Source organism: Amycolatopsis thermalba (genome assembly GCF_003385215.1).
Classification (GTDB): domain Bacteria; phylum Actinomycetota; class Actinomycetes; order Mycobacteriales; family Pseudonocardiaceae; genus Amycolatopsis_E; species Amycolatopsis_E thermalba.
The window spans coordinates 1-23369 of the sequence record NZ_PQHW01000075.1 but is presented as its reverse complement, the minus strand read 5'-3'; the positions used below and the strand labels follow the sequence as shown (position 1 = coordinate 23369).

Here is a 23369-nt window from a genome sequence, read left to right as displayed (position 1 = left end):
CCAGTGAGTGCTTCCTCGACGCCTGCGACCGGCCAGGCCGAGGGTGCCGCTCGCGGCGGCACCCTCCTGGTGGCGGCACTGGTGTTCATCGCGTTGGTGGTCGCGGCGATCGGCAGCCTGGGCGCACCGCTGATCACGTCCGTGGCCGAGGAGTACGACGTGTCGCTGTCCACCGCGCAATGGACGTTGACCATCACGCTGCTGACCGGTGCCGTGGCCACCCCCCTGCTCGGCCGCCTCGGCTCCGCCCACCGGCGGCGGAAGGTCGTCCTGGCCACGCTCGCCGTCGTGGCGCTGGGCAGCGTGGCCACCGTGGTGCCCGCGCCGTTCGCGGTGATCTTGGCAGGCTGTGCCGCGCAGGGCGTCGGTCTGGGCCTGACCGCGCTGATGATGGCCACCGCCCGCCAGCACCTCGGCGACCGAGCCGTGAGCACGATCGCGATGCTGTCGGTGGCCTCCACCGTCGGCGTCGGCTACCCGATCGCGAGCCTGCCGGCCCAGGTCGGCGGCGTGCGCGTGGCCTACCTGCTCGGCGTGGTGGTCGCCGTGGCCGCGCTGATCACCGCCGTGGTCGCCGTCCCGCGGGACACCGGAGCCGCGCCGGCGAAGGAACCGGTGGACCGGCTGGGCGCGTCCCTGCTCTCCGCCGGCCTGGTGGCGGTGCTGCTGGTGACCAGCCAGTCGAGCCGGTGGTCGAGCGACCCGCTCCCGGTCGTGCTGATCCTGCTCGCCGGCGCCGTGGCGCTGGCGGCCTGGGTCCTCGTCGAGCGGAAGGCGGCGCGCCCGCTGGTGGACCTGACCGCGCTGCGGCATCCGGCGGTGGCGGGCGCCAACGTGGTCATGTTCGTCTCCGGTATCGCCATGTACCTGCTCTTCACCCTGGTCACCCGCTTCGTGCAGACCCCCTCGCAGGCCGGCTACGGGTACGGGCTCACCGACGTCGAGGCGGGTCTGGTGCTGGTCCCGTTCTCGGTGCTGGGTTTCGTCGCCGGCCACGTGACGCCGAAGATGCGGGAGAAGGTCAGCCCGTTCGGCCTGCTGACCGCCAACGGTTTCGTGATCGCTCTCGCGTGCGTGCTGTTCGCCGGCGTCCGCGGACTGGGTGTGGTGTGGCCGATCGTGGTCATGGGCGTGCTGGGCTTCGGCGTCGGTGGCTTCTCCCTCGGCAGCGCGGTCAGCGGCCTGATCCTTGCCGCGCACACCGCCGCCGGCAGCTTCGCCGCCACCGACTCCGGCTATTCCACCGCCGCTTGGACGGCCGGGGTGCTGGCACTGGTCACCATCGTGCCGGCGGCGGGGATGAACGCCTCCCGGCGCAGGCGGCACCAGTCGTGACGAGGCGACCAGCGGCCGATGACCAGCCTGGCGAGTAACGACAGCAGCGGCTGCTCGGCGCGCCGTCCGGTTAGGACGGACGGCGCGCTCCGAGCCGCTCAGACCGGCTGGGCGGTCGGCAGGATGGTGATCTCGCTGAGGTTGACGTGCCGGGGCGCCGCGGCGATGAACGCAACAGTCTCGGCCACGTCGGCCGGGCTCAGGCACTCGATGTCGCGCAGCAGGTCCGCCATCAGCGTGCTGGCATCCGGGTCGGTGACGTGGTCGGGCAGTTCGGTGTCGACCATGCCCGGCTCGATCGCCGACACCCGCACCATCTTCCGGCCCAGCTCGACGCGCGCGAGCCGGCTGAAGTGGCTGAGGTAGGCCTTCGTGCCGGAGTAGACGGAGAACTTCTCCAGGATCCGCGTTGCGGCGATCGAGGAGGTGGTGATCAGGTCCGCGGGCCCGCCCGCGTCCGCGGCGGCGACCAGGTGCGGCACGAACGCGGCGAGGACGTTCATCACCCCGGTGATGTTGAGGTCGATCTGGCGCTGCCAGTCGTCGACCTTCAGGTCCTCGATGGGGGAGATCAGCTGCACGCCGGCGTTGTTGACGACCAGGTCGGCCCGGCCCAGCTGATCGGTCACCTGCGTGGCCGCCGCGGTGACGGCGTCGCGGTCGGTGACGTCCAGCGGGACGGCGAGCGCGGTGCCGCCGGCGGCGGTGATCCGGGCGACCAGGTCGCCGAGGTTGTCCTTGCGGCGCGCGGCGACCGCGACCTTCGCCCCGAGCGCGGCGAGCCGTTCCGCGGTGGCCGCGCCGATCCCGCTGCTGGCGCCGGTGACGACGGCGACCCGGCCGGCGAGCGGGGTTCCGGTGATGACCTGCGACATGACGATTGTTCCTTTCCGGTTGCGGGTTTTCGTCCCGATGCCTTCACACAACCAGTCCGGGGGCCGGAAATGGGGCCACAACAGCGCCTCTGTTGTCGGGGGACAGGATGATCCCCCCAGCCGCGCCGGGTGAAGCGCACCGGCAGCGACAGCGGGCCGCGCCTGATCCCGCCGGGGATCCAGGCGAGCGGGGCGCCCAGGCGGTAGTGGATCGGCATGGACTGCCCTCCGGGCGCGCCGATACCGCGCGCCACCAGGCCGACGACGACATCCAGGCCTGGCCGGCCGCCGCGGACTGATCATGCCACGCACCTGGGCCGCTTCCGACGCTGATCCCGGTTCGGCGGTCTGGACCAGCAGGACCCGGCCGGGACGAGCGCGCGGTCAGCAGGTTCCGGGCTGCCGACGGCGCGCGCTGACGGGTGGTCATCCAGCCAGGGTTCCCCGCGGCGCGCACCACGCGCGGCGGTTGGGTGGCCCATTCCGTCCCAGGATGAGCGAGGCCCTGTTCGGCGCCCTTTTCGCCGCTCCCCGTTGGTTGAGTGGTGGCACAGGCACAACGCCGAAGCGAAAGGAGACACGAGGAAATGGCTACTTGGCTGATCACCGGCGCGTCGCGCGGCCTCGGCGCGGAGATCGCCCGCGCGGCGCTCGCCGGCGGGGACACGGTGGCGGTCGCGGTCCGCAACCCGGACCGGCTCCCGGACGACCTCAAGACCGGCGGCCGCGTGTTCCCGGTCGCGCTGGACGTCACCGACACCGCCGCGATCGCCCCCGCGGTGGAGTCCGTGGTCGACCGGTTCGGCGGCATCGACGTGCTGGTCAACAACGCCGGCCGCGGTCTGCTGGGCGCGCTGGAGGAGATCAGCGACGACGAGGCGCGGTCGCTGTTCGACCTCAACGTGTTCGGGCTGATCAACGTCACCCGCGCGGTGCTGCCCTACATGCGCGAGGCGCGTGGCGGGAAGCTGGTCCACATCGGATCCCGGTCGGGTTTCGAGGGTGAGCCCGGGGTGAGCGTGTACAGCGCGTCGAAGTTCGCGGTGGCCGGCATCAGCGAGGCGCTGTCGGTGGAGCTGGCGCCGTTCGGGATCCAGAGCATGGTCGTCGAACCGGGCGTGTTCCGCACCGACTTCCTCGACGCCAGCTCACTGTCCCTGCCGGACAACCGGATCGCCGCCTACGACGGCACCCCGGCACACACGACGCTGGACTGGGTCGGCGAGGCCAACCACACCCAGCTGGGCGACCCGGTCCAGGGCGCGGCGCTGATCTGCGAGGTCACCGGCCAGGAGAAGCTGCCCACCCACCTGCTGGTCGGCCGGGACGCGCTCGACCGCTGGCAGGTGAAGGTCGACCGGATCGCCGAGGACACCGAGCCCTGGCGGGAGAAGTCCATCGCGACCGCCCACCGGGACTGAGGTGGACCGTCCCGATCGCGGCCCCGCGGATTCGTCCGGAACGACCGATCCGCGGGGCCGCGTTCGTGCGCGCGAACGAACTTCTCCGCCACCGGCGCCGCTACCGTGACCAGATGGCGAACCTGGACGAGATCACCGGCTGGCTCGGATGCGATCCTGGCCGAGGCGCGTGAGATGCCCGGTGCGCCCGCCGTGGGCGGCGAGGTCGCCGACGCGGCCGCCGGGGTGCTGAACCGGGCGACCGGGGTCGAGGCCACCCCGGACTCGGTGTTCCAGATCGGGTCCATCACCAAGGTCTGGACCACCACGCTCGCCATGCAGCTGTCCGAGGAGGGCGCACTCGACCTGGACACGCCGGTGCGCCGGTACCTGCCGGAGTTCCGGGCGCCGGACTCCAGCGCCGCCGCCGCGATCACCGTCCGCCAGCTGATGTGCCACACGTCCGGCTTCGAGGGCGACCCGTTCACCGACACCGGCCGCGGCGACGACTGCGTCGAGAGGTACGTCGCGACCCTGGGCGGGGACCGACCAGCTGTTCCCGCCGGGGGAGATGTTCTCCTGCAACAACGCGGCCTTCGTCGTGCTCGGCCGGATCGTCGAGGTGCTGCGCGGCAAGCCCTACGACCAGTGCCTGCACGACCACCCGGCCACCCCGCTCGGCCTCACGCACTTCGCGACGAACGCCGACGAGGCGATCGCGCCGCGGTCGGGCATCTGCCGGGCGGGCAGCCTGCCCCGGTGTGGTCGCTGGCCCGCTCCAACGCGCCGGCCGGCTCGGCGCCGGCGATGCGGCCACGGGACCTGCTGGCCTTCGCCCGCCTGCACCTCTCCGGCGCACCGCCCCGGATGGGACGGCGCTGCTCAGCCCGGGCAGAGTGAAGGCGATGCAGGAGCGGCAGGTCCTCCTGCCGCCGCTCGGGCTGATGGGCACCGCCTGGGGGCTCGGCGCACCTACTCCAGCGAGGTCGCCGACCTCACGGTGACCCAGGACGACGACGGCGGCCTCTGGCCAGCTGGGTGAGGCCGAGCGGACCGAGCTGGCCCGCCTGGACGATGACGTCCTCATCCCGGGCACCTGATGACCGGCCTGCGCGCGATCGTGGAGGGCTACCCGCTCGTCGGCGAGGTCCGCGGGATGGGTTTGATGACCGGCGTGGAACTCGTCGTGCCTCGCCGACGACCGTTACCCCACCACTGTCGGACGAACTGAGGAGAACGCATGATCCGGCGCTGGAACCCGGACACCGTCGCCGCGCCCATCGGGATGTACAGCCACTTGGCCCAGGTGCCGTCCGGGCACGAGCTGGTGGTGATCTCCGGGCAGGTCGGCGTGCTGCCCGATGGCTCGCTCGCCGGTGCCGACGCCGAGGCCCAGACCGAGGCGGTGTTCGCCAACCTGGAGCGGCTCCTGGCGGCGGCGGGCGCGCAGCCGGGGCACGTGGTGAAGGTGTTCAGCATGGTGGCCGGCGCCGAGCACCTGCCCGGCTTCCGCACGGTGGTGAAGCGGACCTTCACCCGCTGGTACCCGGACGGTGACTGGCCGGCGCAGTCGCTGATCGTGGCGGCCGCGCTGGCCCGGCCGGACCTCCTGGTGGAGGTCGAGGCCATGGCCGCGGTGCCGCGGTGAGGCCCGCCGAGTTCCCGGCGCTCCGCGACCAGGTGGCTGGACACGCCGGGGGCGGAGCCGGTGGTGACGGCGATGCGAGGTGCCCGACGCGTGGTCGTCGGGCGGGTTCGACTGGGGTGGCGCTGCTGGCGCAGGACGGTGGACGAATCTTCTGCAAGGGCATCGCCGAAGCCGGTGGCCGCCGGGGAGTGATGCACCGCCACGAGGCCGAGGTCAATCGGTGGTTGCCCTCGGCCATCGCGCCGCGGCTGCGGTGGAGTGTGGAGGTCGAGGACTGGCTGTTGCTGGGGTTCGAGCATGTGCCTGGTAGACACGCCGATCTTGCCCCCGGGGCGCCGGACCTGGCAAAGATCGTCCCCGTGCTCGGCATCCTCGGTGCGGAGCTGGCCGCGTGCCCGGTTCAGGCGCCGCTGGTGGCCGAGCAGTGGGCGAGACTGGCCTCCTGGCGCAGGCTGGCGAAGGACACTCCGCCCGATCTCGATCCGTGGGCGCGGGAACATCTCGACGAGCTGGTGGCGGAGGAAGCGCGCGCGATCGAGCTGGTCGCAGGCGACCACCTGGTGCATACCGACCTGCACTCGCTCAACATCTTCGTCGGCGAGGACGGTGCCCGGATCGTGGATTGGGCCTGGTCCCGGCGCGGCAACCCCGCCCTCGACACGGCGTTCCTCATTCCGCGGCTGATCGCCGCAGGCCACCACCCTGACGCGGCGGAATGCTGGCCCGAGGCGGTGCTGGCGTGGCGATCCACTCCGGCCGCCACGCGTAAGGCGTTCGCCATCGCCATTTGGGGCATCTGGCAACTGCTCGAGCGGGACCAATCGCTGCCACACCGCCCGGCACTCATCACTGCGGCGCGGGGCTGGACATTACACCGCATCCACCAGCACAAGATTGGCAACGAGCAGGCTGACCAAGGTTGACCAGCCATGGTTGGTCAAGCACGATTGACCGTATGGTGCGGACGGTGAAGGTGCAGGAGGCCAAGACGCGGTTGTCCGCAATCTTGGCTGATGTCGAGGGGGTGAGGAGGTTGTCATCGCGCGGGGAGACGTCCCGGTGGCCCGGTTGGTCCCGATTCAGGAGCCGCCGGAACGGGAATTGGGCTTCGTGCCCTACCGTGTTCCGGAGTCGTTCTCCGAGCCGCTGCCCGACGACGAGCTCGCGGCGTGGGAGCCGTGACCCCGTGGCGGCTGGTTTTGAAGCGCATGTGCTGCTGGGGGCATTGAATCGTGTCCGCGACCGGGTCAGATTCCGTCAGCCCGAAACGGGGCGCCACGTGGATCGCGGCACCGCCCGTCGCGCCACCGCCAGCCGTCGTCTGGTCCAGTTCAACGGAGGCCAACCTTGAGCACCCGCGCGTCCAGCAACGGGTTTCCCGTCGGGGCAACGAGCAGGAGGAGCACGTTATGCGTGAGCGTGTGCGTCCTCGAACTGGCCACGAGCCCTCCGAAAGCTGATCGACTCGCTCTGACGTAGTGTGATGCATTCTCCGCGCTTTGGTTTTCGCTGTGCCAGGGGACTGGGGTCGGCACGTCTTGTATAGCTGTTGGGGACGTAGTTAGGTTGCAAGGCTCTTGCGACGTGCCCTCATCGAGTAGGTTCGTCCGGTGCTGTCTTCGCTGCTTCCCCAGCCGCCGCTGGTGGCGATATGCCAGCCTTTCTGCTGTCGCATTTGAGATGCGAAAGTTTCCAAGTCGCGGATTGTGCAGCCGCAGTCCAGCCAGAGGTTGATGCTGATGTAGGAGGCGGTTGGCTTCTGCTCGTGGGGGCTGACTGACCAGCGGACTTGGTGTTCGTGGTCGGTAAGCCCGGTTCGTGCTTCGTCGTGGATGATTCGAAAGGCCCGGGCGTACTGGTCAAGGTCGTCGATGGCGAAGAGGTGGCTCGACCATTCTCCCGGCCAGACCGCGAATAAGCGAGATGTACCGGTGAGTGCGCGGTGGTAGGTGTTGTCATCCCCGCCCCAGTGGACGCTGCCGTCTGCGAAGACTTCGATGTAGCACATCGTCTTGAGGGTGTAGGGAAAATCGGCCCCCATGGCTCCGGCGCTTCTCGGTTCTTGCATGGTGTCTCCCATTCGTCAGCTCGGATCAGGACTTATCGTGCCATTGGTCTTGAGGGTGCGGTCGGTGAGGTTGCGGCCAACGACGAGGCTGGTCACCGCGTGGCCGTAGTGTCGGGGACGGGCAGCCAAAGTGAGCCGCCGACCTGGCTGGCGGTGTCCGCCATGCCGCCCACGATGCTCACGTCGTCCTCGCGCAGGCGTATCGCCAGTCCGGCGAGGCGCCGTCCCCGGTGCCGCGCGCTTGACAAGCGGGTGGGAATCGTGAACCGCACCGACGCGGCCACCGAGTTGGCCAGCAAGGCCAAGGAGTCGTGGCGGTCGCTCATCCGAGGAGACAGTTGCCGACCTTCCCGGCATCCTGGATACGATGGCGGCCGACGTCGGAGTCCGTCGACCCCGGTGAGCTGGGGCGTGGATCGGGTCGCCGGACAGCGCCCGCGTCCTTCTGGCGGCGCCGAGGCCGGCCACACGTCCCGCGGCCGGTCGCCCGACATCCGCTGCCCCGCCGTGGACTGGCTGGACGAGCTGGGCAGCGATGCCCGGTCCGAGAGATTACTGCGGGGCCGACAGGCCCGGAGTCCGGAAGGGACGCGTCACGGGTTGCGGCGCCTGCGGGTGATCCACCACGTTCCGCCGATGATGAGCAGTGCGAACGCGAGAAGGCCCGCGCCGAACGTGATGATCATCCAGATCCGGTCTTTGACTGCCAGTGTGCCGGCGAGTGTGACTTGCAGGGAGCCGACGGCGAAGGCGATGGCGGCGGTGAAGACGGTGACGAGTTCGATCGCGCGGACGGTGGAGTTCTGCAGTGTGCGGCGGAGATCGGCGTTGCTGGCTTCTTGGGCGGCCCAGCGCTGGCGTTCCTCGGCCGACCATTGGGCCAGTTGCCGGCCTTCCTGGATCATGTCGCGTTCGCGGAGGTATTGCTCTTGGAGCAGTTTGTGGCTGCCGCGGTTGCCGGTCGCGGGCAGGAGCCGCAGCGCGGTGTCGATGGTGTCGAGCGCGGTGTCGCAGTCCCGGGACATGCGCTGTCCTGCCGCCAGCCGGAAGTAGAAGATGTGATTGTCCGGAAATGCGGCCACGGCTTCTTCGGCCCGGGTGCGGAGGAGATCGGCTTGACCCTCGAAGGGGGCGGCCGCGGCGAGTGCGTTGAGGCAGAGGTCGACGACGTGCAGCGTCCGTTGCGGGGATGCCCACGCCTTGTCCAGCAGCGTGATCGCGTGTTCTGCGGTGATGGTGCGGCTGCCGAAGGCGGCGAAGGCTTCCAGGGCGACGAAGAGCGGGTCATTGCGGTGCTCGTCGCAGGCCAGGGCCAGGAGTGCGGAATCGAGGAACAGGCGCAGGTCGTCGAACGCGAAGTTCGCCCGGAGTTTGCCGGCGTGGTAGACGGTCGCGAAATACGCGATGGCGGACGAGCCGTGGTGTTCCTCCAGGATCCAGCCGCTGGCTTCGGTGAGTTCTCGCGCGGATTCGACGGTGTCCCTGGTGATGAACGCGTAGCCGAGGGCCCACTTCTGGGCGATCTCGGTGCGTTGCTCGACGTCGGCCGAGCGGGTCAGCCAGTGCGCGCACCGGGCGGCGGTTTCGACCGTGGGCAGTTCCAGGAACCGCAACCGCCAGTAGCGATCGGCGCAGATGAGGAAGGGGTCGGCGGCGAAGTCGGCGGATCCGACCTCGAACGGAGGCTCCGCCCCGGCCGCCATCAGCTCGGCGGCGGCAGCCTCGCAGATGCGATCCAGCTCGCGCGAGCCCGTCGTGGTTGCTTGACGCAGACTGTCCAGCAGGGCCTTCTTGTCCATGCTTCCCCTCGACCGACTGTGATTGATCCACTACTTACCACACCGGGGCCGCCTCGCGATGGTAGATACACACTGTGTGGGTTGATGTGGTGACAGCGGTGCACGCCGCCTACGCACCGTTCGTGCCTGCGGCCTACGCGTCCCTGCGCGCGCAGACCTATCCGCGATGGCGATGGCTGGTGCAGATCGACGGGGTGAACGACACCGCTGTCCGCACAGCCCTGGCTGTCACCGGAGCGCTGACCGACGAACGCGTCCAGGTCGAGAGCAACCGGGCCATGGCGGGGCCGGCCGTCACCCGCAACATCGCCCTGGCCCGCGCCGAGGCGCCTCTCCTGCAGAACCTGGACGCCGACGACCAGCTGGAACCGAACGCGCTGGAGCTGCTGGTGGCGGCGATGCGACGGCACCCGGAAGCGGGATACGCGGTCGGCCACGCCCGCGACCTGCTCCCCGACGGCACCCTGCGCGAGCATCCACTACCGTTGTCCCCCGGCATTCAGCGGCGCGGAGCATTATCGGACGAATGGTTGAGTGATCCGGAACACTACCGGCTTCCGGTCCACCCAGCGGGAGCCATGTGGCGACGGCCCCTCGTGGTGGAGCTGGGCGGCTGGACGGCGCTGCTGGGTATGGAGGACACCGGGCTTCTCATGGCAGCCTCCGCCGCCGCGGAGGGAGTCCTGGTCGACGCCCCGATCCTGCGCTACCGCAAGCATCCCCGGCAAAGGTCTCTCCGCACCGGAAGGTCAAAATTCGCGGGGGGGGGGGGCGCATATTTCGCTAGTGCGGGAACGGGTCGCACTCCTGGCCGCGGGGCCGCCCCGGTGGCCGCCCGCTTTGCGAGTCGAATGAGCCCGACGGACGTTGCCAGGACTTCGCCCAGCGCTGCAGTTGTCGGCGAAGCAACCGGAAATCGGACCAACGAACTCGTGCAAGACTTGGCATCTTGACGTGAGACGCACTGGGCGGTCAACGGGGCGCCCTGTTCAAATGAACGTCTGCTACTTCGCGGGTGCGTGAATGGTAGTTCCGAAGGGATTGTCGAACGCCAATCTGGTCGATTTGATGCTTAATGCGATCACGCGGTTGGCGAGGTCGTGAGAAGCGAAGTGTCATGGCTGGTTCGGTGCGATTTTGCGGTATGACCGACAACGTGTTTGGCAGGCTCAATACTTGCCGGACGACGATTCCTTAGCCTATCTTGATTTCCATTCGGTCTTGACCTTACGACCGGATGCATGGTGGCGAACCGGTGAAATCGGAGTGTGACGTTACCTCGCGCGCCTCGTCGGTGAATTGTGGCTGCCAGTTCCGATCGGTATCAACGCTTGCTTTGTCTGAATTGTCGAATTGTGCGGTTCGGCACTGATTGGGTCGAGGCCGCCCGGTATCCGGTCCTGCCGAACGGCATCGAGACCAGCGATCAGTGACCCGTCTGCGGCAAGAGTCGCAGTTCACCCGACTTGAATTCCCGACCTGGTTGTACGTTGATGTCCCTTGCGTGATACCTCGAATGAGGCGAGGAGGTCATGTCGAGATCGGTGAAAGACTCGGTGCACAGCGTCGGTGCCGCATCCGCCGCGCTGACCGTGAGGCGCGCCTGACGGGCGGATCGGGTCGTGCCTGCCGGGCGGACGAGACGTTCGCGCGGTTCCGGCGTCTGATGCCGTCGGCAGGCGTGACTCGTCTCGCCGACGTGACCGGTTTGGATGTGCTGGGCATCCCGGTGTGCCTCGCTGTGCGGCCCCTTGCCCGTTCGCTGGCCGTGAGCGTCGGCAAGGGCATGGACACCGCCTCCGCGCGAACAGCAGCGCTGATGGAGAGCCTGGAGGTCCGGCATGCGGAGAACATCGACGCGGCGGGCCAAGTGGCGTCGTTCGAGGAGTTGACGGACAACGGCATCCCAGCTGTCGACCCGGAAACGCTGCCACTCGCCCTCGATGCCGAGCCGGTCGGGCACCGGCGGCGGCGCGCGACGTGGATCCCCGGGTCGGATGTCCTGTCCGGCGGGCAGGTGTGGGTGCCACTGGAGGTCGTGTCGCTGGACTTCCGGCTCGACAGCCTGACCGCGCCCTGGCTCGCCCGCAACTCGAATGGTCTGGCGTCGGGCAACACCCGGCCGGAGGCGATGCTGCACGCGCTGTGCGAGGTGATCGAGCGCGATGCGGAATGGCGGTGGGGGACCAGTGACGACGAGCGGCGCATCGCGTTGGACACGGTGCGAGACCCCGGATGCCGGTGGCTGCTGGACCGCTTCGCCGCACGCGGGGTGTACGTCGCCGCCTGGAACAGCACCAGTGCCGCCGGGCTCCCCGCAGTGGGCTGCGTCGTCCTGCCGGACCCCGACGAGGCCGAGTGGTTCGGGACGGGGGTCCACGACGGTTTCTGCTGCCGCATGGAACCGGCCGCGGCCTTGGCCGGCGCGCTGCAGGAGGCCGCGCAGAAGAGGCTGACCTACATCTCCGGCAGCCGGGACGACGTCACCAGGGAGGAGATGGCCAGGGCCCACGACATCGGCCTGGTCCGGCGAGTGTGGACTGACCTGCACAGGGGAGGCGAGCGGATCGACTTCGCGACCTTGCGGTCGTACCCGCGTGGAAGCGCTGGCTCCGATGTCGCGGTGGCCGCGGAGGCACTCCGGCGTGCTGGATTCGAGCGGATCGTCGTCGTCGACGTGGGCGGCGCCGATCCGGGCCCGTGGGTGGTGAAGGTGGTCGTACCCGGCGCGTACGGCCCCTACGGCTCCGCGCTGGCCCCGGTGAGGCCAGTGGCGTGAGCACAGCCGGGCGGGATTTCCGATGGCTTTGGACGGGTCAGACCGTGTCACTGATCGGCGATCAGGTGTCTGCCTTCGTGCTGCCGACTGTCGCCGTGGTGGTGCTGCACGCGGGCAGCGTCGAGGTCGGCGCGCTCAATGCGATCGCCTCCGCGGCCTATCCGGTGCTGGGGCTGTTCGTCGGGGTGCTCATGGACCGCGTCCGCCGCCGTCCCGCCATGATCACGGCCGATCTGGTGCGGTGCGCGGCTTTCGCGACGCTTCCGGTAGCCGCGGCCTCCGGCGTTCTGTCCCTCGCCCAGCTGTATGTCGTGGCAGCGGTGGCGGGGGTCTTCTCGGTCCTCTTCGACGTGGCCTACCAGTCGTATCTGCCCACGCTCCGGTCCGGGGAGCCGCTGGCGCGGGGGAACGCGCGCCTGGAGATGTCGAGCAGCGTCTCCCGGCTGATCGGGCCCGTGCTCGGTGGGGCGTTGCTGCAGGCATTGGCCGCCGCCGGCGCCCTGGCGGTGAACGCGCTGTCCTTTCTCGCATCGGTGGCCGGGGTCGTTCTCGTCCGCGCACCCGAACCCACCCCGGGTTCGCACGGCGCGAGGACCGGTGTGTGGCGTTCGATCGCCGAGGGCTTGCGCTTCCTGTGGGGACACCCCCTCCTGCGCCCGCTCACCGTGGCAGCGGGACTGCGCAACCTGGGGATGAGCGCGGTGCGGACGGTGCTGGTGCTCTTCCTGTACCGGGCACTCGCGCTGTCCCCGGGGGTCGCCGGAGCCCTCTTCACCGCCGGGGCTGTCGCCGCGGTGGCTGGAGCGATGCTGAGCGGCTGGCTGGCCGGGCGTCTGGGGGTCGGCCGCACCTTGTTGCTGACCGGGTGCGAGGGGCTGGCGTGGCTGGCCGTGCCGTTGGCGCTGGTGTTGCCGCCGGTCGGCATCGTGGTGACCGTGATGGTGGTGTCGTCGCTGTGGCTGCCGATCTGGAACGCCGTCGTCACCACGCTGCGCCAGCAGGTCACGGAAGCCCGTCTGCTGGGCCGGGTGCATGCGACCGCTCGGACGATCAACCTGAGCACGATTCCTCTCGGCGCCTTGGCGGGCGGCGCGCTGGCCCAGCTTCTCGCGGACGCGTACGGCGACCGCACGGGCCTGACCCTGGCCCTGGTCCTCTGCGCCGCGGTCGCTGCGCTGTCGCTCCCCAGCCCTGCTGGCCGCCGACATCCGCCGCATTCGCCACTACCCGGGCCCGGCCCCGGTCTCCGGCGGGACCGCGGAAGGAGGCTGACTTGCACGGTTGCGTTTTCGTCGGACCCACTCTCGGCGCCGGGGAAGCCGAACGCGTCGCCGGCCTGACCGCACTCCCCCCAGCTTCGGCCGGTGACGTCTACCGCGCCGTGGAGGCGGGGTACCGCACGCTTCTCCTGATCGACGGGTACTTCCACCAGGTGCCCAGCGTTCAGCACAAGGAGATCCTCTACGCCCTCCACCAAGGGCTGGCGGTGTTCGGCTGCTCCAGCATGGGCGCCCTGCGCGCCGCGGAACTGGCGGACTTCGGGATGGTCGGTATCGGGCGCGTCTTCCGCCGTACCGTGACGGCACTCTCACCGACGACGACGAGGTTGCCGTCGCCCATGGTGACGCCGGTTCCGGCTACCAGACCCTGTCCGTGCCGATGGTGACGATCCGCCACGCCGCCGGGCTGGCCCGAGCCGAGGGCGTGCTGGGACCCGATTCCGCCGGCACCCTGGTCCGGCTGGCCAAATCCCTGTTCTACGCGGACCGTCACTGGACCAGCCTGGCCGAGCAGGCTCGGCAGGCGGGCATTCCCCGAGACCAGCTCGAGGACTGGGTCGCTTCGTGGCCGCCCGGAAACCCGACGTCAAACGCGACGACGCATTCGAAGCCCTGGACGCGGTTGCCCGGAATCCAGGGGCCCTTTCCAGGACGCGGCGCCCGTCTTTCGAACCGACCCACCACTGGGCGGAGTTCGTACGCCAGGAAACGCCCTGAACCCGCCTCCGGAGGTGTGCACGTGGCAGGCAAGGAGATTCTCGGGATCATCGACGATCTGCCGGCAGAGGACTTCACGGCGCTGGCCGACCGCCTGGGTACCGAACTGTGGAACGCCGGCGTCCACTTCGAGGGACGACCCTATCCGGCCAGTCCCCGCCCCTTGGTGCTGTCCGCGGAGGAAGCGGCAGCGGTTACTGACGCGGCACGGGACCTGCACGCACTCCTCGAACGAGTCGCGGCGCTGTACCGCGAACACGCCGACGTGCGCGAGTTCTTCCCCCGATACGCGCACGCGGAGCACTGGCTGGCCGCCGACACCGGAACCCGTCCGGACGTCTTCGTGTGCCGCTTCGACGGGGCGCTGGTCGACGGCCGGTTCCGCATTATGGAGACCAACACGGCCTGCCCGGGAGGCGTGATCCAGAACGGCATCGTCCACCGCCGCTGGGCGCAGGCGGTGAGCGAAGAACTGGGCCTGGATCTGACGCCGTTCACCGATCCGCCCCAGGCGCAGGACACTGGGCTGTTCGTTCGCCGTCTGGTCGCACTGCACGAACGGAAGACCGGCCGGTTCCCTGAGTCGGCGGCTGTGGTCCAGTTGCGCGGCAAGTACGCCAACGAGGTCGACTGGATCAGCGAGGGGCTGACCGCCGCCGGGGTGGAGACCGAGATCGCCGACGCCCGCTCCTTCGTGCGCTCCCGCGAGGGCACTGTCCTCCTGGACGGGCGACGCATCGACCTCGCTTACAACAAGCTCGACCAGGTCGACCTCATCCGTACGCCGGAGGCCGTCGCCTACCTCGACGCAGCGGCGGCTGGTGACGTCACCTTCGTCAACGGGTTGCTGGCCCAATGCGTCCTCAACGACAAGTCGGTTCTCGCCCTGCTCACGGACGAGCGGTTCAGGACGCTGTTCGGCCCAGCGGTGCAGGATGTGATCGACCGGCACATACCGTGGACCCGCCGCGTCTCGTCCGGCGCGACGACCGTTCCGGACGGAACACGACACGACCTGGCCGCCTACCTCCGCAAGGACCGTGCCCGGCTGATCATGAAACCGGCCGACAAGACCCGCGGCGAGGGCGTCGTGATCGGACCGTTCACCGACCAACCCGTGTGGGAGGCGGCCCTCGACACCGCGCTGGCGGCGCCGGACACCTACGTTGTCCAGCGCTATCTCCCTTTGGCGGCAAGCGATTTGCGCCCGTACTCGGGCGGGCGCCGCTGCCGGATGACGCACGGCATCGACACCTACCTCTTCGACGGGGACTTCGCTGCGTTCCAGTGCCGGGCTTCATTGGACCCCGTGGTCAACATCGGCAAGCGGGGGATGCTGCTGCCGGTGGTCGTGGAGGAGGCCCGCGCATGACGCCGACGGCGCCGGTCTGGCTGCTGGACCGATCCGGAACGCCCTCCTGGGAGATGGCCCGGCTGACACAGCAGCTTGCCGGCCTGGGCATCGAGGCGGCGCCCGTCGACTGGCGGGCACTGGAGCCCGGGGCAGGCAGTGTGCGCCTGCCGTCCGCGCCTGCCTTGGTGCTGGTGCAGTCCCGCGTGGCTACCCGCCACACCGGTGGTGATCTGGCCCTCCTCTACGACTGGCTCGACCACCTGACGGATGGCGGCAGCCGCGTGGTCAACCGGGTGGCGGACATGCGCCGCTGCCGCAACAAGGTGCGGCAGGCCGCGACGCTGGAGGCTGCGGGCTTGCCCGTACCCGAGACCCGGGTCGTCGGAACACTGGGCGCTGTCGAGGAGTGCCTCGCGGAGTGGGGCGAGGTGGTGCTCAAACCGGTGATCGGCCACGCCTCCATCGACATGACGCATCTGCGCGCTCACGGTCCGAGCGGCACGGAGGCCGATCTCCTCGGCCTGCGCGAGGAGATCGTCGTATGGCATCTGCTCCAGGAGCGGAAAGTCTTGTGCGCACAGCCCTTCGTCCCGAATCCGGGCCGCGACGTACGGGTCACCGTCGTCGGCCGGACCGTTGTCGCGGGCGTGTATCAACACAGCACCGCACCCGACAAACGGGTACGCCACCATCTGTGCCCCATCCGCTGGGAGCAGGCCGAACTCACCGCGCGAATCCGGGACATCAGCGTGCGTGCTGTCGCCGCGCTCGGCCTCGATCTGGCGTCGATCGACCTGGTGGAGGGACCGGACGGTCCGGTCGTCATCGAAGTCAACGAGGGCATCTCGACGTGGCGGCGCATCGAGGAGTCCTACGGCGGCCTGACATCGGCCGGGATGACCCGCGTGATCGCGGACCACCTCGCAGGGCTCCTCGACTCCGCGGCGGTCTAGAAGATTTTCGAGGTTCTTTCCCTGAGCCGGCGTTTGTTCGGATGAGGGGTGGCACTGCCGGCGCTTCGGCTGCACCACGTGGTTGCGGCCGCCGGCCTTCGCTGCCTTCTTCGCACGGACGGCCATTTCCACGAGCTCGTCGAGGTGGTTGCCGTGTGCCGGGCTGGAGACGACGCCGACGGAGATGGTGCAGGGGCGCGTGTCGCGGCCGAGTCGCGGGCTTTCGGTGGGAGCGTGCAGAAACTGCTGTCCACTGTCGACGAGCAATGACCAGCCGCCGTGCGGCCGGATGGCCGGCCAGCTGGTCGCCGCACGGTCTCGCACCGCGGCTGCCATTCGGCGGTCGCGGAGGTGCGAACCTGATCCGGCTCGCAGCCGCCGCGTAGACGGGCGACCCGGGGAGGTGCAGCGAATTCGGCCGGACGGGAGGTCCCCAGCCCTGCCGGGCCCCGGTCTTCTGTCGAGCGCGCTGTCCCGTCGTTCCGCGGTGCGCCAGCTCAGCGATCGTCGGCGGTCCGGGCGCAACGAAGCCCTTTCGTGAGGTCTACGCCCATGTCTCGCAAGATGTCTACCGCCTCGGGTATCGGATGGACGCCTGCCGCGCGCCTGACTCGCTCCGCCAAGGTGAAGTCGCGCGCTTCCAGGATGGCTCGCGGGGTGATTCGCTGGTTGCAGCGGTAGTGGTTCCAGACAACCAGGTCGCCGTTCGGTTGGATACGGAACAGATCGGGGTTTCGCCACACCAGGAGGACCCAGCCCTTCGCGGTGCCGTGCGCCCAAGCTGCCACCCGGGTCGTCTGCGCTGCGGCGACGGCCGCCAGCGCGACGAACACCGGGCTCGGCCAGTCCCCCAGGACGTGGATCACCGCTGGGTGGTCCGCGTGGGCGACCCGGCCCTGCTCCTCCAGAGCGGACAACGCGTCGTTGACAGGGTCGGCTTGGACGACCTTCTCGGCGACCGCGTACACCGCGCCGGGGCTCAAAGCGGTTCCGAAGTGCTTCTCGAGTTCGGAGCTGTACTCGGCGACGATGTCGGCGTCCATCGCGGGCAACAGGTGCTCGACGGCGCGGGCCACTGCCGCATACCGCAACGCGTTTTCGCTGCCGTGGTCGTAGCTCGGAACGCACCAGCGCAACAAGGCCAGACCCACCGCGGCGACGCTGGCCGTCTGGGCCTCCGCCTCCGGGGGCGGGTCTTCGGCTTGCTGAAAGTCCACGAGCAGGTCGGCCACGAGCGGGAACCAGGAGTCGTCGTCCCACACCTCCATGGCGATCAGGGTGAACATCATGCGGACGGGCAGCAACCGGTCGACCGTGGCGATCACGTCCTGAGTCGCGGCCAGCTTCAGCGCCCACCGGCGCAGTGTGCGCCGCTGCTTCTCGGCGAGTCCCTGTGGTGGGCCATCGGGATCGTTCTGGACGGCGTCGACGGACTCGGCGGTCTCCTCCTCCAAGCCGGCTTCGGTCTCGTCGGCGTCCAAGTCCTCCGACCAGATCCCGGTGTCGACGCGGTCGTCTCGCTTGCGGGCCAGTGCGAGGTCGACCAGCGTCACACCGAGCCGGTCGTCGGCGATAGCGACCTCCTTCTGCCAGGCGGCCTGGGTCTGCAGCGAGGCCGTGGACGCGCGAAGTTCGCGCATCGCGCGACGCAACGCTGCGAGGTCCTCCAGGAACCGCTCGGCCAAGGTGCTGTTGGCGATCAGGTCGGCCAGGGTCGGCGGTTGCCTGACTGGGCTGGTTGTTACCGTCCGCGTGGCGCGGGCCAGGTCGAGGACCGGAACGAACGGGCCGGCGACGGCTTCGGCGTCGACGAGCCGCACGTGGCTGCCGGGCGTGCAGTCGCGCTCGACCATGACCTCCAGCGTGCCAGGTCCGACTTCGGCGATGGCCGTCCAGTCGTCCGGCGGGCGGCTGATATCGGACAACTCCAGCCTGCCGGTGCGGTTCAGGGCCGAAACCAGCTGGACGTGGAGTGCACCGTCGACGAGGGTCGCGCCGAGCAGACGCGGCCCTGGCGCCGGTGCGGGCAACGAGATTCGGGCGGGCTGCACCGCTCTCGCCGGCACAGGCGAGAAGTGCGGCATCAACGTCGCCTCCACCGTGCTCAGCACGGCCAGCTCGCAGTTTCCGCCCGCACCGGTCACGCGTCGCAGGGCCGCTGACGAGAGGTTCGCACTGCCGGTCAAGGCGAACGTCTGGTCCTCCACTGTCCATTCGATCAGCTTGCCGTGGCGGTATCGCGGCTCCAGGTCCGCGACCAGCGTGCCACCGGTGTCGATGATCAGCTCTTCCAACGCGGGCGCGTCGACCACGGTGCGGCCGGGCTGGTACGCGACAGTGAAGTGCCTGGGGCGCATGCGTTCCACGAGGGCGTGGAGCGCGGCGGCACCCCGGTCGTGGAAAGGAGCTGACACCCGCAGGTGATCGACCGGGCCTTCGGGAAGTTGTCCCAGCAGAGGCTCGTGGAGATTGTCGAGCACGGAAGGGCTGTTCGCCGTGACCGGGAAGGTCTCCAGTTGATCGGCGGCGCTGCGCAGAGCTTCGATCACGCCGCGCGAGAAACGGACGTGGCCGGGAAGAGCGCGCATCCACGCGGAAACGCTGTGGACAGCGGCGGGGACGCCTTCCGTGCCGCCTCGGAGGACTGTCCACAGCTCGGCGTTGTCCTGCCACCCGGCGAGTGTCGTGTTGCCGGACCCGACCGCGACCAGGCACTCCCGGTCGCCGGCCAGCACGATGACCTTGGGGTGGAAGGCGCCGGAGGTGACCGCCAAGCCCGCCAGGTAGGCGCGGCCGGCCTGCCGCACGGCACGGGGGTCCGGTCTGGCCGCGCCGGCGTCCCCGACGACCGTGACGCGTGAGCCCAGACCGCGGACCAGACCGAGCACCTGGGACTCGAAGAAGCCCAGGTCGAGTGTGTAGCTGAGGAAGATCGCGTGGTTGAGGCGCCAGCGGCCGCGTTCGGCCTGCAGGATCCAGGTCAGCGGCGAAGCCGCGCCCTCGCGAACGTTGCCGGCGATCGTGTGCTCGTCAGACAAGGAGATCACGTCCCAGGGCGGTGACCGTGATCCTGCCGCCGACGTCGGCGAAGACGCCGGACCCCACGAGCACGTTGCCCAGCTGAGCCAGCCGCAGGCTCACCCGTCCACGCCCCTCTGCACCGGTCTTGTAGAGCCAACCACCGTCGAGCGAACGGACGCGGCCGGGAAACCACAGAGTCCCGTCTGCCTTCCGGCGGGTCTTCATGAGCGCAACCCGCTCGCTCCGGGCGAGCAGCTGTCTGACCAGACGGTCCGCGAACGCGTGCAGGGAGTGCGATCGCTGCGCGTCCAGGTTCGCGGCCAGCCAGGCGGGCGTCAGTTCGTGGTCGGGGCTGCCTGCGAACACCTTTCGGATTTCACCGGTGAGCTCCGAGACTCGGGCCGCGTTGGCGCACAGCACACGCAAGTCCGCCGCGGGGGCGCCGTAGCCGTCATACAGGCTGACCTCGGCGGGTGCGGGCGCACCATCGGGTCCGGTGGTAGGGGGAAGCTCGGACAACCAGGCGCCCACGGTGCCTGCCGGCAACTCGGCAAGGAGCGCGGCCACCACGTCATCGATGTGGGTCACGTCGACCACCTGGTCGACCAGCCACGCCCAGAGCCGCCGCCACGCCGAGACAGCGTGATTGCGTAGGGTGACACCACGCCACCGGTGTGCGACCGGGCTGGCTGCCGCAACGGTGTCGGTGCTGAGGAAGACACCGAAGGCGAGGATGTCCGTCACCTGCTCGGTGAGGTTCCGGATGTCGTGGGTGTCGACGATCCGCGCCAGCAGCCGGATCGTTTCCCGCCGGGACAAGGTGGCCTCGTCCTCGGCGATGCGCTCATCCTTGCCACACAACAGCCGCGCCAGCCATCGACCGTCGGGCCGTCCCGGCCCGGCGCAGATGCAGAGGCCGGTGTCTTGAGCTAGATCCGACAAGGTGAGTTCGTCTTCGCGGGCCAGGTCCAGCAACCTGCCGATACCGCCGCGGACCGCGACGTCGTCGTACGTTTCTCCGGGACCTCTTGTTTGATCAAGCACGCCGAGCGTCACCTCGGAACCGAGGTATGCGCCGGAGAATCCCCAGGAGTTCCTGGCGTAGCCGCCGACCGCGGACGCCTCTTCCATGACGAGCGTCCCGCCGCGGAGGCGCTGCGCCAGTGAATCGGTGCCGTGCGCCCGGCCTGTCGGCGAGTCGTGTCCACCGTGGTGGACGAAGGAGACCGCCGCCGCCGCGACTTCCGTCCGTCGAAGCAGATCCTTGGTCGCGTCCTTGTCGAGCCCTCTCGCCTGAGCCTCGGCCATCACCATGCCGTGGATCGCGAAGTACCGCGCATGCGGTGTCACGGTCGTCACCCCGGGCACCAACTGCGCTGCCTGCGCCATCACTGGCTGCTCGACAGCCAACGGGTACTTCCCGGCACCGGCGCCCAAACCAACGGCGCTCCACGCCGGCCCGTCGACTCCCACCCGATCCCCTTCCACTTTCGGAGGTGATCGCGCGACGAGCTGGAATTGTTGCTTGCTGCAGGTCAGAGCGGTCTCCGTACGCCACCAGGCTATAGGCGCGCCCGGGCTGGGTCTGGCGTCCATCGACCTGGTGGAGGGGGCTAGGGAGAGGTCCGCGAGGTGGTGCGGCGCGCACGTACCCGGCGGTGGCTCCAGGCCAGCAGGCCGAGCAGGACGAGGCCGGACAGGATCAGGCTCGATCCGGTGCTCCACCCGCTCAGCGGCAGCGATCGCACGAAACCCCAGACCAGCCCCGCCGTGATGAGCAGCAGTCCGGCGGTCACGGAGCCCGCGATCCGCAGCGGTGAGGACACGCTGTCCTCGGCGGCCTTCATCGCTCGCGAGCGCACCGGGTCGACGTAGCGTTCCAGCGCGGGGAACTCCGAGGCCAGCACGACCAGCCCCGCGAGCACCAGCAGCAGCCCGGGGCCGGGAAGCACCAGCAGCAGCACCCCGACACCGAGAAGCAGGACGCCCGCCACGGCGATGACTGCTCGTTTCATCCGTCGTCAGCTCCCTGGTCCTGGTTGTCCCGGTCGGGTGCCAGTCTGCCCCAGTTCACCCGGCGACGCCCGTTCTGGCGCGCACCGGCCATCACGTGTCCCGTGTGGACAGCGGTGCGGTCACCGGGCCGCGCGGAACGCCTCCTCCGCTTCGTCGATGGCGGCGAGCTGGGCGATGATCTCCCCGGGGAGGATTCGCCGACGTGCGGTCGAGAATCTAGCCGCGGAGGGGGCGTAGTGGGGCCGGTGCGTGGGGAAGAGCCGGCCGAGCACGCAGGCCTGCTGCGCCTGCCGGGCGGTGTGCGGTTTGCGCGGTGCTTCGAAAGCGTCGAGCGCGGCACGCACCGCGGCGTAGTCGGACAGGTCGGCCCCGGCCAGGCGGCGGCCGAGGAAGTACCCGTCCTCGGTGGCCATGCCCGCGCCGTAGGCGGCGTAGGGGCTCGTGGCGTGCGCGGCGTCCCCCACGAGGGTGGCCCGGCCTTTCGACCACTGCTTCAGCGGTGTGCGGCGCGCGGGTCGCCGGTGAACCCGGTGCGGGCGTCGTGGGCGCCGAGGACCCACCGCTGGAACCCGTCGCGGCCCTTGTTGGGGATGGACGTCCAGCTGCCCTGCACGGTGCGCCCGTGCGAGACGATGCACAGCCCGCGCTGGGCGGTGACGCCCTCGTCGCAGGGCGGTGGCCATGCCGGCCGGGCCGGCGCCGAGGACGGGGCCCGGCCGCGCCTGGTCGGGGTGGCGCTCATGGTGATCTCCTCGTCGAGAGGTGCGGGCGGGTTCGTTGGACGCCGGGGGTCAGGAGCTGGGGACTTCGTGGACGGCCACGGCCGGTTCGCCGTCGATCAGGTCGCCGATCCGGGCCAGGAACGCCTGGGTGTGGGGGAGCGTCAGGTGCGCGTCGAGGTCACCGGTTTCCCCCCCCGTCGCCCCGGCCGGGCACGAGCACTTCCGATCACGATCAGCACGCGTGGTGAATGCATCCGGGCCGGCCGGTGATCCGCCCGCCGAGTCGCTGGCCGTCCGGCCGCCGCTGCAGCGCCGGCTCGTGATCCACCTCAGGCCGCGGTCACGGCTGGTCGAGCGCCAGGTAGAGGTCCACGCGGTCGGCGAACCGGGTCAGGTCGCGGCGGGTCAGTTCGCCGATCTTGCCGATCCGGTACCGCAGCGTGTTGACGTGCACGTGCAGCTCCGCCGCGGTCTGGGCCCACGAGCCGGAGTTGTCCAGGAACACCCGCAGGGTGTGGACCAGCTCCGAGCGGTGCTCCTCGTCGTAGGCGAGGAGCGGGCCGAGGACCCGGGCGCGGAACGAGCGGCGCAGCTCGCCCGGGACGGCGGCCAGCAACAGCAGGTGTGAGGCCACCTCGTCACCGGCCACGACCTTCGCGCGCGTCTCCGACAGCTCCGCGAGCCGGCGGGCCTGCCGGGCCTCCTGCACCGCCGCGCGCAGGCCTCCCGAGTCGGGCGCGTGGCTGATCCCCACGGCCAGCCCGGCGGAGCCGAGCGCCGGTTCGATGACGCCCACCGCGTCGCGCACCGTGGCGGCCAGCGTGTCCTCCTCGCCCGGTGCGCAGCCCGCCAGCAGCCCGAACACCTCGCCGTCCACCACCCCGACCAGCGTGGCGGACTGCACCGGCGCCACCAGTTCCTCGGCGATCACCGACGCCAGCCCCGGCCCGCCGCCGCGCACCCGCACCGACAGCGCGGCGATCGGCTCGGCGGGCCGGAACTCCGCGGCCGCCAGCCGGGAGTCGATCTCCGCCTGGGTGCCGTGCTCGGACAGTGCCAGCCGCAGCAACGGCTCGGCCGCCCGGTTCTCGATGCGCTTGGCGTCGTCCAACCGGGACCGTTCGACGCCGACCAGCGTCGCGAACTCGCTCGCGACCTCGTGCCGGTCCCGCTCCCACGACCGGTGGTCCCCGGCCACCACGAGGAACCAGCTCGCCACCCGGTGCCCGGCCTTGCTCGCCGCGGGCAGCAGCGACACCGGCCCGCCCGGGCGGGACACCACCCGGGGCAGCCGGTCGGCCAGCAGGAACCGGCGGGCCAGCGCGGTCGGATCCGCCAGCTCCCCGGTGCCGACGACCACCCGGCCGGTGGAGGTCAGCACCCAGCAGCCGGCGCCCAGCTC

General features: G+C 70.1%; 20 protein-coding genes and 2 pseudogenes. 12 read left to right on the top strand and 10 right to left on the bottom strand.

The window, feature by feature from the left end; all coding sequences use genetic code 11:
• The first annotated feature begins 3 nt into the window (after nucleotides 1-3).
• On the top strand, nucleotides 4-1335 hold the full coding sequence (locus D0D15_RS25255; RefSeq protein WP_094002554.1) for an MFS transporter: 1332 nt from the start codon (nucleotides 4-6) through the stop codon (nucleotides 1333-1335).
• A 98-nt stretch (nucleotides 1336-1433) separates the two neighbouring features.
• Here the strand turns inward: D0D15_RS25255 and D0D15_RS25250 are convergent, their stop codons facing one another.
• Nucleotides 1434-2210 carry an SDR family oxidoreductase gene (locus D0D15_RS25250; protein ID WP_094002555.1) on the bottom strand — a complete coding sequence of 259 codons (777 nt, stop codon included), beginning with the start codon at nucleotides 2208-2210 and terminating at the stop codon, nucleotides 1434-1436.
• 587 nt (nucleotides 2211-2797) lie between these two features.
• On the opposite strand from D0D15_RS25250, the gene D0D15_RS25245 reads away from it, so the two are divergent.
• The 6 genes and pseudogenes from D0D15_RS25245 (at nucleotide 2798) to D0D15_RS36660 (ending at nucleotide 6440) form a co-directional block, all read left to right on the top strand.
• Entirely contained in the window at nucleotides 2798-3631 is an 834-nt protein-coding gene (locus D0D15_RS25245; protein ID WP_094002556.1) for an SDR family NAD(P)-dependent oxidoreductase, read from the top strand.
• Between the two features lie 174 nt (nucleotides 3632-3805).
• Nucleotides 3806-4087, top strand: a pseudogene (locus D0D15_RS37905) (serine hydrolase domain-containing protein); the annotation flags it as partial.
• Between the two features lie 94 nt (nucleotides 4088-4181).
• Nucleotides 4182-4652: a serine hydrolase gene (locus tag D0D15_RS37900; RefSeq protein ID WP_369806715.1), complete on the top strand. Its 471-nt coding sequence runs from the start codon at nucleotides 4182-4184 to the stop codon at nucleotides 4650-4652.
• A 198-nt stretch (nucleotides 4653-4850) separates the two neighbouring features.
• Nucleotides 4851-5258: a RidA family protein gene (locus tag D0D15_RS25235; protein ID WP_094002557.1), complete on the top strand. Its 408-nt coding sequence runs from the start codon at nucleotides 4851-4853 to the stop codon at nucleotides 5256-5258.
• A 116-nt stretch (nucleotides 5259-5374) separates the two neighbouring features.
• On the top strand, nucleotides 5375-6181 hold the full coding sequence (locus D0D15_RS25230; protein ID WP_233156963.1) for a phosphotransferase family protein: 807 nt from the start codon (nucleotides 5375-5377) through the stop codon (nucleotides 6179-6181).
• 136 nt (nucleotides 6182-6317) lie between these two features.
• On the top strand, nucleotides 6318-6440 hold the full coding sequence (locus D0D15_RS36660) for a toxin-antitoxin system, antitoxin component, PHD family protein (protein WP_198958067.1): 123 nt from the start codon (nucleotides 6318-6320) through the stop codon (nucleotides 6438-6440).
• Nucleotides 6441-6819: 379 nt separating this feature from the next.
• On the opposite strand, the gene D0D15_RS25220 is transcribed toward D0D15_RS36660, so the two are convergent.
• The 3 genes from D0D15_RS25220 to D0D15_RS25210 all read right to left on the bottom strand — a co-directional run bounded on the left by D0D15_RS25220 (nucleotide 6820) and on the right by D0D15_RS25210 (nucleotide 9125).
• Nucleotides 6820-7326 (bottom strand): hypothetical protein, encoded by a 507-nt coding sequence (locus D0D15_RS25220; RefSeq protein ID WP_198958068.1) that lies wholly within the window; start codon nucleotides 7324-7326, stop codon nucleotides 6820-6822.
• Nucleotides 7327-7418: 92 nt separating this feature from the next.
• Complete coding sequence (locus D0D15_RS25215; RefSeq protein ID WP_094002559.1) at nucleotides 7419-7652, bottom strand: hypothetical protein; 234 nt, start codon at nucleotides 7650-7652, stop codon at nucleotides 7419-7421.
• A 267-nt stretch (nucleotides 7653-7919) separates the two neighbouring features.
• A complete protein-coding gene (locus tag D0D15_RS25210) occupies nucleotides 7920-9125 on the bottom strand; it encodes a hypothetical protein (protein ID WP_094002560.1) in 1206 nt (401 codons plus the stop codon).
• Nucleotides 9126-9223: 98 nt separating this feature from the next.
• Between D0D15_RS25210 and D0D15_RS25205 the strand changes: the two genes are divergently transcribed.
• From D0D15_RS25205 to D0D15_RS36075, 5 genes and pseudogenes are all read left to right on the top strand, one after another.
• A complete protein-coding gene (locus tag D0D15_RS25205; RefSeq protein WP_205414113.1) occupies nucleotides 9224-10078 on the top strand; it encodes a glycosyltransferase family 2 protein in 855 nt (284 codons plus the stop codon).
• A 563-nt stretch (nucleotides 10079-10641) separates the two neighbouring features.
• Complete coding sequence (locus tag D0D15_RS25200; protein WP_094002561.1) at nucleotides 10642-11904, top strand: YcaO-like family protein; 1263 nt, start codon at nucleotides 10642-10644, stop codon at nucleotides 11902-11904.
• Nucleotides 11826-13244: an MFS transporter gene (locus tag D0D15_RS25195; RefSeq protein WP_338024701.1), complete on the top strand. Its 1419-nt coding sequence runs from the start codon at nucleotides 11826-11828 to the stop codon at nucleotides 13242-13244. The genes D0D15_RS25200 and D0D15_RS25195 overlap by 79 nt, the downstream gene beginning before the upstream one ends.
• A gap of 41 nt (nucleotides 13245-13285) precedes the next feature.
• Nucleotides 13286-15273 (top strand): annotated as a pseudogene (locus tag D0D15_RS25185) (TfuA-like protein).
• Entirely contained in the window at nucleotides 15270-16208 is a 939-nt protein-coding gene (locus tag D0D15_RS36075; RefSeq protein WP_158224370.1) for an ATP-grasp domain-containing protein, read from the top strand. The pseudogene D0D15_RS25185 and the gene D0D15_RS36075 overlap by 4 nt, the downstream one beginning before the upstream one ends.
• 497 nt (nucleotides 16209-16705) lie before the next feature.
• Here the strand turns inward: D0D15_RS36075 and D0D15_RS25175 are convergent, their stop codons facing one another.
• The 6 genes from D0D15_RS25175 to D0D15_RS25150 all read right to left on the bottom strand — a co-directional run.
• Nucleotides 16706-19246: a phospholipase D-like domain-containing protein gene (locus tag D0D15_RS25175; RefSeq protein WP_143266118.1), complete on the bottom strand. Its 2541-nt coding sequence runs from the start codon at nucleotides 19244-19246 to the stop codon at nucleotides 16706-16708.
• Nucleotides 19239-20639 (bottom strand): hypothetical protein, encoded by a 1401-nt coding sequence (locus D0D15_RS25170; protein WP_143266119.1) that lies wholly within the window; start codon nucleotides 20637-20639, stop codon nucleotides 19239-19241. The genes D0D15_RS25175 and D0D15_RS25170 overlap by 8 nt, the downstream gene beginning before the upstream one ends.
• Before the next feature lie 203 nt (nucleotides 20640-20842).
• A complete protein-coding gene (locus D0D15_RS25165) occupies nucleotides 20843-21244 on the bottom strand; it encodes a PGPGW domain-containing protein (RefSeq protein WP_094002567.1) in 402 nt (133 codons plus the stop codon).
• 120 nt (nucleotides 21245-21364) lie between these two features.
• Nucleotides 21365-21805, bottom strand: a complete 441-nt coding sequence (locus D0D15_RS37230) for an FAD-dependent monooxygenase (protein ID WP_338024700.1) — start codon at nucleotides 21803-21805, stop codon at nucleotides 21365-21367.
• On the bottom strand, nucleotides 21739-21987 hold the full coding sequence (locus tag D0D15_RS37225) for a hypothetical protein (RefSeq protein ID WP_233156967.1): 249 nt from the start codon (nucleotides 21985-21987) through the stop codon (nucleotides 21739-21741). Before D0D15_RS37225 ends, D0D15_RS37230 begins: the two co-directional genes overlap by 67 nt.
• Nucleotides 21988-22307: 320 nt before the next feature.
• Nucleotides 22308-23369, bottom strand: a 1062-nt coding sequence (locus D0D15_RS25150; protein ID WP_115944785.1) for a PucR family transcriptional regulator, incomplete at its 5' end; no start/stop codon positions are given.